This window comes from Arthrobacter mangrovi (assembly GCF_026011795.1).
In the GTDB taxonomy this organism is placed as follows: Bacteria; Actinomycetota; Actinomycetes; order Actinomycetales; family Micrococcaceae; genus Crystallibacter; species Crystallibacter mangrovi.
In genome coordinates this window covers 222,370-234,789 of the sequence record NZ_BRVS01000004.1, presented here as the reverse complement: position 1 = coordinate 234,789, position 12,420 = coordinate 222,370, and the positions used below count along the sequence as shown (strand labels likewise).

Here is a 12,420-nt window from a genome sequence, read left to right as displayed (position 1 = left end):
GGGGAACCGCGGACGGGGGGGCTACTCGGCAGAGGGGCGCCGGCGCAGCTGTTTCGTCGCCGCCCGCTGCGACTTGGCCTCGAGGCGCCGGCGCTTCGAGCCCCGGGTGGGTCTGGTCGCGCGGCGGCGCGGACCTTCAGGAGCGAGGCCCTCGGCGACAAGGCTGCGGAGCTTGGCCAAGGCGATCTCGCGATTGCGCAGCTGGGAGCGCCGCTCCGAGGCGGTTACGGTGATCGTTCCCGTGATGAGGCGTTGCCCGAGGCGCGTCGCCAGGATCAGCCGCTGGCCCTCCGATAGCGCCGTCGAATCGTCGATATTCCATGAGAGTTCGACGCGGCTGTCCGATGTGTTGACGTGCTGGCCGCCCGGGCCCGAGGACCGTGAGAACCGCCAGCTGAGCTCCGCCGCGGGAATCGTGAGAGCGGGCGACACCTCAAGATCCATGCCTCTAGCCTCGCACACCATCCCCGCCGGACGTCCTGCCCGGGAACAACCTGTCGTTAGTCCAGCAAGGCATCAGTGATCGGCCGCGCAGCTGAGCGCAACCAGGCCTCGGCGCGCGGCAGCTTGGCCTTGAGCCCTTCTTCCCACCAGCGCGCAAACACCGGGTCCGCCTCGGCCGCAGCCGCCATGGTCAACAGGGCGTTCCGGCTGCGGGCCAGGGCCACGTCCGTGAGCACCCGCCGCCGCTCCCGGTCCAGGCCGTAGGCGTCCGCGAAGGTGCGCACCCGCGCCGGGATGTCCGCGTCCGCCAGCGACGGGGCACGGTCCGCCGGATGCATTAACGGCGCCCACCAGTAGAGGGCGTTGGCCAAGTCGGCGACGCGCGTGGTGGGCCTGGCGAGGTCGAAGTCGATCAGCGCCGCGGGAAGGCCGGCACGGAACACCACGTTCCCGGGGCAATAGTCCTGGTGGGACACCAGCTCCGGCGCTGCGAAGAGGGGCTCGAGGCCGTCGGGTCGGCCGCCCGGAATGCCGCCGAAGACCGCGTCCGGCGGCGGAACCCAGCCCTCGGCGGCGTCGTGCAGCCGCCGGATCAGCCGGGCCAGCGACCGCAGCACGTCCATCCCGGTGGCGGGCGCGGGCAGGGGTTCCACCGGCACCTCGCCGCGGACGAAGGACAAAACCTCCCGCCCGGCGTCGTCGTAGCCCAACGGGACCGGGGCGTCGCAGAAACCGCGGTCCCGCAGATGTCCCAGGTAGGCCTGGATGGTTGCCGTGAACGGGCGCACCGGCCGGCGCACCGTGTTACCGATCCGGACCACGTGCGTGACCTGGTCGCCGAGTTGCTGCTCAACTTCTCTGTCCGTAGCCATACCCCATCCTGTCCCCGCCGCCGCCCGGGGTCCACCGGCCGCCGCCCGACTTCGGGGCTCCCGTCCCGGCCCCGGTGCCGGTGATGGAAGATGGTGCCATGGATGCTGTCGACGCCCTCAACGAGATCGCGTTCTGGCTGGAGCGCGAGCTGGCCCCGAGCTTCAAGGTGCAGGCCTTCCGCCGCGCCGCGGGAACCATCGGCCCGCTGGAGCCCGAGGACCTGGCCGCGCGGGCCAGGGACGGCCGGCTCAAGAACATGAAGGGGATTGGAGCGCGGACCTTCGAGGTGATCCGCCAGGCCGTCGACGGCGAGGTGCCGGACTACCTTGCGAAGCTGCGCGAACGTTCCGCCGCACCGCTGGCCGAGGGCGGCGCCGAGCTGCGCGCGGCGCTGCGCGGGGACCTGCACAGCCACAGCAGCTGGTCGGACGGCGGCTCCCCGATCGAGGAGATGGTGGCGGCCGCCCGCTGGCTGGGCCGGGAGTATCTGGCCCTGACGGACCATTCGCCCAACCTCAAGATCGCCAATGGGCTCAGCCCGGAGCGGCTGGAGCAGCAACTGGACGTCGTTGCGGGGATTAACGACGGCGGCGGAGACGGCTTCCGCCTGCTGGCCGGGATCGAGGTGGACATCCTGGAGTCCGGCGAACTGGACCAGGAGCCGGAACTCCTGGACCGGCTGGACGTGGTGGTGGCCAGCGTGCACTCCAAGCTGCGCGCCGAGAAGGGGCCGATGACGCGCCGGATGCTCAAGGGCATCGCGGATCCGCACACCAACGTGCTCGGCCATTGCACCGGCCGGCTCGTCAAAGGCTCCCGCGGCACCCGTCCCCAGTCCGAGTTCGATGCCGAGCGGGTATTCGCCGCCTGCGCCGAGTATGGCGTCGCCGTCGAAATCAATTCCCGCCCCGAACGCCAGGACCCGCCGGACGACCTGATCCAGCTGGCCCTCGATGCGGGCTGCCTCTTCAGCATCGACAGCGACGCCCACGCCCCGGGCCAGCTGGATTTCCTGCAGTACGGGGCCGAACGCGCCGCCCGCAACGGCGTTCCGGCGGAGCGGATCATCAACACCTGGCCGCTGCCGAAGCTGCTGGACTGGTGCGCCCCCTAGATGCGGGATCGCCTCCCATCCCCGTGACGGCGGATCCCAAGGCTACCCCAGCGTTTGCGAACTAGGGTGGCAGGCTATGGTCAAACGCTCCATGGATCGGCCACACTAATTGTGTTGGAAGCGGAAAGGGAAACCGGCCCGCAACCGGCAGCAGCATAATCCGCTTGGGGGCGGCCGGGTGACCGGCTGAGGTGGCAACATCTGAGATTCGCGGCTGCTTTTGCGAAATGGCTTGAAGTGAGTTGGCTACTGGGGAGGCCTGACTTCAGGTCATTTCGCGCGTCCGGGGCAAAACCGGCCGCGGTGCGGGGTTCGTATTGCGGCTGGACACAGCGGACGCCGATGGCAGACTGGAACGGTGCATCAAGACACCCCCGAAGCGCCGCCCGTGAGCGCCGATCGCGCCGCCCGGAACGCGGCCGCCGCCACCTTCGCAGTGTTCGGCCTGAACGGGCTGGTTTTCGCCAGCTGGGCCGCGCGCATCCCGGCCGCCGCGGCGGCGCTGGACATCACCGCGGGGGAGATCGGGCTGCTCCTGCTGGCCCTCGGACTCGGCTCCGTCCTGTCGCTGCCGCTGGCCGGCCCCATCGCCGCCAGGATCGGCACCGCCAACACGGTCCGGGCGGGCGGCGTCATCGCGGCCATCGCCGCTTCCGGCCTGGCGCTGGCTCTCTTCGCCGGGTCCGCTCCCGGCGCCGCGGCCGCGTTGTTCTGCTACGGGATCGGCGTGGCCTGGTGGGACGTGGCGCAGAACATCGAAGGTGCGGATGTCGAGCGGCGGATGCTGCGGACCATCATGCCCCAGTTCCATGCCGCCTTCAGCCTCGGCGCGTTCGCCGGCGCGATGATCGGCGCCTGGCTCTCCGTGCTGGACGTCCAGCTCGCCGTCCACCTGCTCTGCCTGGCGGTGCTCGTCACGGCGGTGCTGCTCGCGGTCCCGAAGTACTTCCTGCCGCACGCGCCGGAGCGGGCCGGCGACGGCGAGCCCCGCCGCAGCCGGTTCGCCCCCTGGCGCGAGCCGCGCACGGTACTGATCGGCGTCGTCGTTCTTGGCGCCGCCCTCACCGAAGGCGCCGCGAACGACTGGATCGCCCAAGCCACCGTGGTCGGCCTCGGCGCCACCGAGGCGACCGGCGCGGTGATGTTCGGCATCTTCGTCGCCGCGATGACCTTGCTGCGGCTGGTCGGCGGCCGGTTCATCGACCGCTGGGGCCGCGTCGCCGTGCTGCGCACCAGTATGACCGTGGCCCTCGCCGGGCTGCTGGTCTTCGTGTTCGCCCCCTCCGTGCCGCTGGCCGTAGCCGGCGCCGTGCTCTGGGGTGCCGGCGCGGCGCTGGGCTTCCCGATGGGCATGTCCGCCGCCGCGGACGACCGAGCCTACGCGGCCGAGCGCGTGTCCGTGGTCTCCACGCTGGGCTACGTGGCCTTCCTGGCCGGTCCGCCGTTCCTGGGCTTCCTCGGCGAACACATCGGCGTCCGCAACGCGCTGCTGGCCGTCGCGGTGCTGATGGTCGCATCCCTGCTGACGGCACCGGCGGCCCGGGAACAGCGGCCCGAGCGGGGCTGACAGGGTCTGCCCGGGTTTCTCAGGGTTTTTCAGGGGCGGTTCAGGGGATCACCCGGCAGCGGCGCGTGCGTCCCGCGCCATAGCGTAGTCCCTGAGGAGTACGACGGCGGTTGGCAAGATCATCCCGTGGTGCGGTTACCGCGCGCCGTCTGATCCGTAGCGTAGTCAGTGCGGGGAAATCTCCGTAGCCCGCAACCCGACACTAAGGACGGCAAACATGATCGAGGCACGCGGCCTGGTCAAGATGTACGGCAAGAAACCTGCGGTGCAGGGGATTTCCTTCACGGTGCAGCCCGGCAAGGTGACCGGCTTCCTCGGTCCGAACGGTGCGGGCAAGTCCACCACGATGCGCATGATCATGGGGCTGGACCGCCCGACGGGCGGCGACGTCACGGTCAACGGCCGGCACTACGCCGGGCACCGGGCGCCGCTGCGCGAAGTCGGCGCCCTGCTCGACGCCAAGGCGGTGCACTCCTCGCGGAGCGCCTACAACCACCTGCGCGCCATGGCAGCCACGCACGGCATCAGCAAGACGCGCGTCCACGACGTCATCGAGCTGACTGGCCTGGGCGCCGTGGCCAAGAAGCGGGTCGGCGGTTTTTCGCTCGGCATGGGGCAGCGGCTGGGTATCGCCGCCGCCCTGCTCGGGGATCCGCAGACGGTGATCCTGGACGAGCCGGTCAACGGGCTCGACCCCGAAGGCGTGCTCTGGGTCCGCAATCTGGTCCGTGCGCTCGCCGCCGAGGGCCGCACCGTCTTCCTGTCCTCCCACCTGATGAGCGAGATGGCCCAGACGGCCGACCACCTGCTGGTGATCGGCCGCGGCCGGATCATCGCGGACGCCTCGATGCAGGACTTCCTGGCGCGCAGCGGCCAGCTCCGCACACGTGTCCGTACGGACCAGCCGGAGGTGCTCGGCCGCGCGCTTGCCGCCGAGGGGGTCACGATCGAAACCCGGGACGCCGCCCTGCTGGAAATCGCCGGCGTCGATGCCCGGACCATCGCCCGGACGGCGCTGGACCACCAGGTCCTGGTCTACGAACTCACGCCGCTGCAGGCCTCGCTCGAGGAGGTCTACATGGCGCTGACCAAGGACGAGGTCGAGTATCACTCGCAGAACTTCGGCAACACCGACAGCAGAGACAACACGGACACTCCGGCCGGGCCGCAGGAGGTCCTGGCCGGCGCCGGGGCAGCCTCCCGGGAAGGGAAGTAAGGCCATGAGCACCGCAACCATGAACCGCCCCGCCGCGCGGGTCTCCGGCAAGGGCGTCAGCTTCGCCCGCGCCCTGCATTCGGAATGGATCAAGTTCACCACCCTGCGCTCCACCTGGATCCTGCTGGCCACTACCATCGCCGTCAGCATCGGCATCGGCGTGCTCGGTGCCTGGGGCATGGGTTCGGGGATCGAGCAGCTCCGTGCGGACGGCCAGGATCCGGCCTCGGTCGGCCTGGATCCGTCGATGATCCACATGATGGCCACCGGGGGCCTCGACTTCGGCCAGCTCATCATCGGCGCCCTCGGCGTCCTGCTGATCGCCTCGGAATACTCCACGGGCATGATCCGCTCCACCATGACGGCGGTGCCGCGGCGGATTCCCGCCCTCGCCGCCAAGGCCGTGGTCGTAGCCGTCGTCGCGGCCATCGTCGGCGTCGTCTCCAGCTTCGCCACCTACTTCGCCAGCCAGCCGGTGCTCTCCCAGTACGGCCTGGAGTACGGGCTGGACGTGGAGAACCTGGTGCAGTCCATCCTGCTCTCCGGGGTCTACCTCGCCCTGGTGGCGCTGATGGGCCTGGCGCTCGGCTCGCTGCTGCGCAACAGCGCAGGCGGCATCGTCACGCTGGTCGCCCTGCTGCTGGTGCTGCCGATAGTCGCCAGCATGCTGCAGTTCGACTGGGTGAAGGACGGCGTCGAGCCCTTCCTGCCCTCCAACGCCGGGCGCCAGCTCGTGGCGCTGCAGATTCCCGAGGACGCGCTGACCCAGCTCCAGGGCGGCCTGGTCATGGCCGCCTGGGCGGCGGTGCTGCTGGCGGCAGCGGCCGTGACGACGAAGACCCGGGACGTCTGATCCCCCCACCCGATCCGAACCCGTAGGCTCATCTGAATGAGTGCACAGTCTTCGGCGAAGGAGGCAGCGGAGCGAACGGCCGCTGTCTCCTTCGCCGAAATCTCTTCCAAGCGCCGCGGCCCGATCCGCCGCTACTTCCATGCCCACCCGGTCGCGATGGACTGGGTCCTGATTGCCGCGACCGCGCTCTTCGGCCTGCCGAACGTGGTGGTCACGCTGGGCAAGGGGGAGTGGCTGCCCCTGGTCCTGCTGCTGGCCGTCTGCGCGGCGCTCGCCTTCCGGCGGCGCTTCCCGTGGCTCGTGCTGGCCCTGGCCACGGTGAGCGATGTCCTGACCATCCTGTACACCAGCACGGGCAGCAGCTCCATCGGCATCTGGATCGCCCTCTACACCCTCGCCACGACGGTGCGTGCCGCCGTTGCTGTGGCCGCCGCGATCGTCGTCGGGGTCCTGATGGTGGCCGCCATGGGAATCAACCTGCCGCCCGAAATCTCCGAAAGCATCGCGTCCGGGGAACTGCCGCCGTACGTCGGCCTGGTCTCCGGCGTGATTATGATCTTGTTCAACGTGATCGCGGCCGGCATCGGCGTCACCGTCCGGCGGGACCGGCTGCACGACATGGAGCTGCACCGCTGGGCGGCCGACAACGCGATGCTCGCCTCGGCGACGGAGCGGAACCGGATCGCCCGGGAAATGCACGACGTCGTTGCCCACTCGCTCTCGGTGATGGTCGCGCTCTCGGACGGGGCCGCCGTCGTGGTCAAGAAGGATCCGCAGCGCGCCGGCGAGGTGCTGGGGCAGCTCTCCACCACCGGGCGGACCGCGCTGGCGGACATGCGCCGCGTGCTGGGAGTGCTGCGCGAGGGCGGCCAGCAGCCCGCGGCGCCGCTGGAACCGGCCGGCAGCGAGCTGGCGGACCTGGTCGAGGGTTTCCGCGCCGCCGGGCTGCCGCTGAAGGTGGTCACCAGCGGACCGCCGCTGCCCGAGGATCCCAACTTCCGGCTCAACGCCTACCGGATCATCCAGGAGTCGTTGACCAACGTGCTGCGCTACGCCCGCGGGATGAGCGAAGTCGAACTGACGGTGGCCCGTTCGGACGGCCAGGTGTACATCTGCGTGTCCGACGACGGCCGAGCCCCGGCGAACGTGAAGTCCCTGGGCGCCGGGCAGGGGATCGCGGGCATGCGGGAACGCGCCGCCATCTACAGCGGACAGGTCGCGTGCGGGCCCCGGCCCGGGGGTGGTTGGATAGTCGAAGCAACGTTGCATTGGCCGGGGGAGGAGCTTGCGCATGGCTGAGGAGAACACGGGTGTGCGGGACCCGATCAGGGTCCTGCTGGTGGACGACCAGCCGCTGCTGCGCATGGGGTTCCGGCTGATTCTCGAGGGCGAGGACGACGTGGAAATCGCCGGCGAGGCCTCGCACGGGGCCGAGGCGCTGGAACTGGTGCGCCGGCTCGAGCCGGAGGTGGTGCTGATGGACGTGCGGATGCCGGTGCTGGACGGTATTGAGGCCACGCGCCGGATTACGGAGGCCGGGCTGGCTGCGAGGATTATCATCCTGACCACCTTCGACCTGGACGAATACGCCTTCGCCGGGCTGCAGGCCGGGGCCAGTGCCTTCCTGCTCAAGGACGTGGCGCCGGAGGAACTCGTGCAGGCAGTGCGCCTGGTCGCCAGCGGGGATGCCGTCGTGGCGCCGCGCGTGACGCAGCGGCTGCTGGAAACCTATGTCCGCGGGCTCCCCGCCGGCGGACCTGCCGCCCCGCCGCAACGCGACCCGCTGCTCGACGACCTCACGCCCCGCGAACTCGAGGTGCTGGGCGCTATCGCGGAGGGACTGTCCAATGCCGAAATCGCCCACCGCTTCTTCCTGTCCGAGGCGACGGTGAAGACCCACGTGCGGCGCATCCTGGCCAAGCTGCACCTGCGCGACCGCGTGCAGGCCGTGGTCTACGCCTACGAAACCGGGCTGGTGGTTCCGACCCAGGGCCTGGACTATTGACCTTCGGCCCAGTCCTTTCCCAAGGTGCTTCCGGCTAGAGTTGGCTTCTCTAAAGCAGTGGGAGGCAGGGGCACCGTGAACTTAGAGGAGCTGGACCAGCGGGTCCATGAGGAAGAGGCCGAATCGCCGGCCGGCAAGAGGCAGGCAGTGGGCAGGAACCTGGCGGCCGCCCTGGGCTTCACGCTGGTGGCCGCCGGCGCCTTCGCCGTGGTGGCCGTCTTCGTCATGACCCAGCTGGCGCACCTGAACTCCGCCACGGACCAGGCCGCCCTCAGCGCTTCGGCCTACCTGGAGGACCAGGTTCCGGGCACCTTCGAGATCACCGGCTCCGTCCGCACCGAGCGCATTGAGCAGCTGTCCGTCGTCGAGGTCAGCGCCGCCGTCGACACTGGATTCGGCGACCCCGGCACCGCGGTGCTCACCGTCGGCTGCGAGAAATGGTGGGTGCAGCGCTGCGAGGTCCTCGATGTGCAGGGGCTGGCCCGCTAGCTGCCGCCCCTGTGGAGGAGTACTTGGGCGCCCGGATTTACGCGGCAGGCGGGGTATCCGCTAAGCTTGATAGGTCTGTGCCGCCTCCGCCGGCAGCTAATCTTGGGTGAGAACGACCAAAGCACCTGATCGGCCCGGCGGTTCTGCACGCGGACAACGCAATAGAACCTCCTGTTACGGAAAGACCGTGACCGCTTAGCCCAAAGGAGGTGGGTTCACATGCGTGCTTATGAACTGATGGTAATCATCGACCCCGAGGTCGAAGAGCGTACCGTGGAATCGCAGCTCGATAAGTTCCTGAACGTCGTCCGCAACGACGGTGGAACCATCGACAAGGTCGATATCTGGGGTCGCCGCCGCCTGGCCTACGACATCAAGAAGAAGTCCGAAGGCATCTACGCGGTCGTCAACTTCACCGCTACTCCGGCCACCGCTGCTGAACTGGACCGCCAGCTTGGACTCAACGAGACCATCCTGCGCACCAAGATCATCCGCCCGGAGGAGCAGAAGATCTCTGCCGAGTAACTTCGGTAGCTCCGGCATAGATCTTCGGGCCCGGTAAGAACGGGCCCACTCTTTACGAACGCAGCTCCGCCGGTTCCTCGGACGGGGCGAGACATCAGGAGGCACCATGGCAGGCGAAACCGTCATCACCGTAGTTGGCAATCTGACCAGCGACCCCGAACTGAGGTTCACTCCGTCCGGGTCGGCAGTGGCGAATTTCACTGTTGCCTCCACGCCGCGCACCTTTGACCGCCAGTCCAACGAATGGAAGGACGGGGAGACCCTTTTCCTCCGGGCGTCGGTATGGCGCGAGGCCGCCGAGAACGTCGCCGAGACCCTGACCAAGGGAACCCGCGTGATCGTCCAGGGCCGGCTGAAGTCGCGTTCGTATGAAACCAAGGAAGGCGAGAAGCGCACCGTCATCGAGCTTGAGGTCGACGAAATCGGCCCCTCGCTGCGCTACGCCTCGGCCAAGGTCACCCGCACCCAGCGCTCCGGCGGCGGGCAGGGCGGCTTCGGCGGAGGCCAGGGCGGCTTCGGTGGCGGCGGCGGGTTCGGCGGAAACTCCAACCAGGGCTGGGGCGGCGGACAGCAGTCCTCCCCGCAGGAAGATCCCTGGGGTGCCTCGACCGGTGGCGGAAGCTCCAACACCTGGGGCAACGGCCCGGATTCCAACGAACCTCCCTTCTAGACCCGAAGGACGCCTCCGGGTGTCCCTCACCCCAAGGCGGCAACCGCCGTCGACCCCATCCCGCAGAAACGTTCTGCGGGCTCCACAAGATAAAGGAGCTCCACGATGGCTAAGGCTGAACTCCGTAAGCCCAAACCAAAGTCCAACCCCTTGAAGGCCGCTGACGTCACCGTCATCGACTACAAGGACGTAGCCTTGCTGCGCAAGTTCATCTCCGACCGCGGAAAGATCCGTGCCCGCCGCGTTACCGGTGTAACCGTGCAGGAGCAGCGCAAGATCGCCCTGGCAATCAAGAATGCCCGCGAAGTTGCACTGCTGCCCTACTCCGGCGCTGGCCGCGGCTAAGCGAAGCGAAGAGGAGAGAGTACCAACATGGCAAAGCTCATTTTGACCCACGAAGTGACCGGTCTCGGTACCGCAGGTGACGTCGTTGAGGTGAAGAACGGTTACGCCCGTAACTACCTTCTGCCCCGCGGCTTCGCCCTGACCTGGTCCAAGGGCGGCGAGAAGCAGGTGGAGTCCATCAAGGCTGCACGTGCTGCCCGCGAAATCGCCTCGCTCGAAGAGGCGCAGCAGCTGGCTGCTACCCTGTCCGCCAAGCCGGTCAAGCTGACCGTCAAGGCCGGCGAGTCCGGACGCCTGTTCGGCACCGTCAAGCAGGCCGACATTGCCGCTGCCGTCGAGGCCGCAGGACTGGGTTCGATCGACAAGCGCAAGGTTGAACTGCCTGAGCACATCAAGTCGGTCGGCAACTACCAGGCCAACGTGCGCCTGCACGAGGACGTCTCCGCCGTGATCGACCTTCAGGTCGTCGCCGGCTAGTTCGTCCCTCGCTGGACTGTTTTGTTGGGCCTCTGCTTCGGCAGGGGCCCAACGAAGTTTAACCGGTCCGGACGCCGGAGACCGGCTGCTCGCCGAACCGTTCTGAAACGTTCACCTGTCCGACAGAACCGCGTCAGTTCAGCCGGACAAGGTGGGCTCCATGACTGAGATTTCCCGCCGCTCCCTCGTCCTTGGCACCCTCGCCGCCGCCGGAACTGTCGCCGCTGCCGGTGCCGCGCCGGCGTCGGCCGCCTCCCGCCCCGCCGCCGTGCCCCTGGTCCGCAAGCGCCTGACCCTGCCCAGCGGCATCGCCACCGGCGATGTCACCAGCAACTCCGCCGTCCTCTGGTCCCGCTCCTCCGGACCCGGCCGGCTCATCGCCACGCTCCGCACCGTCGGCACCGACGGCCGCGTGCTCCGCGGGAAGGGGGCGTACGAGCGCGTGCTGCGCGGCGGCTGGGCTAATGCGGACACCGACTTCACCGCCAAGGTCAACGCCGCGCACCTTCCTGCCGGCAGCCGCTTCCAGCTCACCCTGCAGTTCGAGGACGAGGCCGGGACGCTCAGCGAGGCGGGCATCGGCTCCCTGACGACGGCGGCGGGAGCGTCCGCCGCGGGCCGCAGCAGGGTGCGCGGGAACCAGGTTCCGCGCGGGCAGAGCTTCGTCTGGACCGGCGATACCGCCGGGCAGGGCTGGGGCATCAATGAGGAGATCGGCGGCATGCTCGGCTACCGCGCGATGCACCGAACCCGGCCGGACTTCTTCATCCACTCCGGCGACACGGTCTACGCGGACGGCCCGATCACCGCCGAAGTGGTGGAGCCGGACGGCCGGATCTGGAAGAACGTGGTGACCGAAGAGGTCTCCAAGGTGGCCGAGACGCTCAACGAATTCCGCGGGCGGCACCGCTACAACATGATGGACGCCAACCTGCGCGCCATGTACGCGGAGGTCCCGGTCATCGCGCAGTGGGACGACCACGAGACCACCAACAACTGGTGGCACGGCGAAACCCTCGACGACCCGCGCTACACGGTGCGCGACGTCGACACCCTCGCCGCCCGCGGGCGGCAGGCCTGGCAGGAATACATGCCGATCGCCGACTCCCGGGCCCTCCGCAAGGGCACGGGCTTCGAGCCCGCGCGCATCTACCGCAAGATCGAGCGCGGCCCGCAGCTCGACGTCTTCGCCCTGGACATGCGCACCTTCAAGGGCGAGAACACGCCCGGCCTGGAGCCGCACGCCACCAGCATCCTCGGAGAGGAGCAGCTGCAGTGGCTGATCCGCGAGGTCACCCGGTCCAAAGCCACCTGGAAGGTCATCTCCTCGGACCTGCCGCTGGGCATCATCGTGCCGGACGGCAAGGCCCAGGAGTCGATCGCCAACCGGGACAACGGCGCGCCGCTCGGCCGCGAGCTGGAGCTCGCCCGGCTGCTGAAGGCCTTCAAGGATAACAAGGTCAGGAACGTCGTGTGGCTGACCGCGGACGTGCACTACTGCGCCGCCCACCACTATTCGCCGGAGCGCGCCGCCTTCAAGGACTTCGACCCGTTCTGGGAGTTCGTCGCCGGGCCGATCAACGCCGGCAGCTTCGGCCCCAACGACATGGACCTGACCTTCGGTCCCGAGGTGGTCTTCAGCAAGGCCGGCTACACCAACCAGTCCCCGCGGACCGGCGAGGGTCAGTTTTTCGGCCACGTCGAGCTGGCCGACGACGACACCTTCACGGTCAGCCTGCGCGACGCCGCGGAGAACGTCCTCTGGCGCAAGTCCCTCAGCCCCGAGCGCTGACCCGGTCCGGCCGGGCCGCAAGCGGCGGCCGGACACCGCCCGCGCCGCCG

At 69.0% G+C, this 12,420-nt stretch carries 14 protein-coding genes; 12 read left to right on the top strand and 2 right to left on the bottom strand.

All coding sequences use genetic code 11. The features are described from left to right. Nucleotides 1-21: 21 nt before the first annotated feature. Together arfB and AHIS1636_RS05175 are read right to left on the bottom strand one after the other, a co-directional pair. The gene (gene arfB, locus AHIS1636_RS05180) at nt 22-444 is read right to left on the bottom strand and encodes an alternative ribosome rescue aminoacyl-tRNA hydrolase ArfB (RefSeq protein WP_264794744.1); all 423 of its coding nucleotides are present in this window, start codon (nt 442-444) and stop codon (nt 22-24) included. Nucleotides 445-500: 56 nt separating this feature from the next. Then, nucleotides 501-1,316 (bottom strand): phosphotransferase enzyme family protein, encoded by an 816-nt coding sequence (locus tag AHIS1636_RS05175; protein ID WP_264794743.1) that lies wholly within the window; start codon nt 1,314-1,316, stop codon nt 501-503. Between the two features lie 98 nt (nt 1,317-1,414). On the opposite strand from AHIS1636_RS05175, the gene AHIS1636_RS05170 reads away from it, so the two are divergent. The 12 genes from AHIS1636_RS05170 (at nt 1,415) to AHIS1636_RS05115 (ending at nt 12,370) form a co-directional block, all read left to right on the top strand. Continuing rightward, complete coding sequence (locus tag AHIS1636_RS05170) at nt 1,415-2,431, top strand: PHP domain-containing protein (protein WP_264794742.1); 1,017 nt, start codon at nt 1,415-1,417, stop codon at nt 2,429-2,431. 388 nt (nt 2,432-2,819) lie between these two features. Continuing rightward, on the top strand, nt 2,820-3,998 hold the full coding sequence (locus AHIS1636_RS05165) for an MFS transporter (protein ID WP_264794741.1): 1,179 nt from the start codon (nt 2,820-2,822) through the stop codon (nt 3,996-3,998). Nucleotides 3,999-4,215: 217 nt separating this feature from the next. Then, nucleotides 4,216-5,214: an ABC transporter ATP-binding protein gene (locus AHIS1636_RS05160; RefSeq protein ID WP_264794740.1), complete on the top strand. Its 999-nt coding sequence runs from the start codon at nt 4,216-4,218 to the stop codon at nt 5,212-5,214. Between the two features lie 4 nt (nt 5,215-5,218). Continuing rightward, nucleotides 5,219-6,067 (top strand): ABC transporter permease, encoded by an 849-nt coding sequence (locus AHIS1636_RS05155; protein ID WP_264794739.1) that lies wholly within the window; start codon nt 5,219-5,221, stop codon nt 6,065-6,067. A gap of 36 nt (nt 6,068-6,103) precedes the next feature. After that, nucleotides 6,104-7,366, top strand: coding sequence for a sensor histidine kinase (locus tag AHIS1636_RS05150; RefSeq protein WP_264794738.1), 1,263 nt, complete (start codon nt 6,104-6,106; stop codon nt 7,364-7,366). Then, nucleotides 7,359-8,072 carry a response regulator gene (locus AHIS1636_RS05145; protein ID WP_264794737.1) on the top strand — a complete coding sequence of 238 codons (714 nt, stop codon included), beginning with the start codon at nt 7,359-7,361 and terminating at the stop codon, nt 8,070-8,072. Before AHIS1636_RS05150 ends, AHIS1636_RS05145 begins: the two co-directional genes overlap by 8 nt. A 75-nt stretch (nt 8,073-8,147) precedes the next feature. After that, on the top strand, nt 8,148-8,561 hold the full coding sequence (locus tag AHIS1636_RS05140) for a hypothetical protein (RefSeq protein WP_264794736.1): 414 nt from the start codon (nt 8,148-8,150) through the stop codon (nt 8,559-8,561). 219 nt (nt 8,562-8,780) lie between these two features. Further along, complete coding sequence (gene rpsF / locus AHIS1636_RS05135; protein ID WP_264794735.1) at nt 8,781-9,086, top strand: 30S ribosomal protein S6; 306 nt, start codon at nt 8,781-8,783, stop codon at nt 9,084-9,086. Between the two features lie 106 nt (nt 9,087-9,192). Further along, on the top strand, nt 9,193-9,756 hold the full coding sequence (locus AHIS1636_RS05130) for a single-stranded DNA-binding protein (protein WP_264794734.1): 564 nt from the start codon (nt 9,193-9,195) through the stop codon (nt 9,754-9,756). Nucleotides 9,757-9,861: 105 nt separating this feature from the next. Then, nucleotides 9,862-10,101 (top strand): 30S ribosomal protein S18, encoded by a 240-nt coding sequence (gene rpsR / locus AHIS1636_RS05125; protein ID WP_026543915.1) that lies wholly within the window; start codon nt 9,862-9,864, stop codon nt 10,099-10,101. Nucleotides 10,102-10,128: 27 nt separating this feature from the next. After that, nucleotides 10,129-10,578, top strand: a complete 450-nt coding sequence (gene rplI, locus AHIS1636_RS05120; RefSeq protein ID WP_264794733.1) for a 50S ribosomal protein L9 — start codon at nt 10,129-10,131, stop codon at nt 10,576-10,578. 160 nt (nt 10,579-10,738) lie between these two features. Continuing rightward, complete coding sequence (locus AHIS1636_RS05115) at nt 10,739-12,370, top strand: alkaline phosphatase D family protein (RefSeq protein WP_264794732.1); 1,632 nt, start codon at nt 10,739-10,741, stop codon at nt 12,368-12,370. Nucleotides 12,371-12,420: the final 50 nt, after the last annotated feature.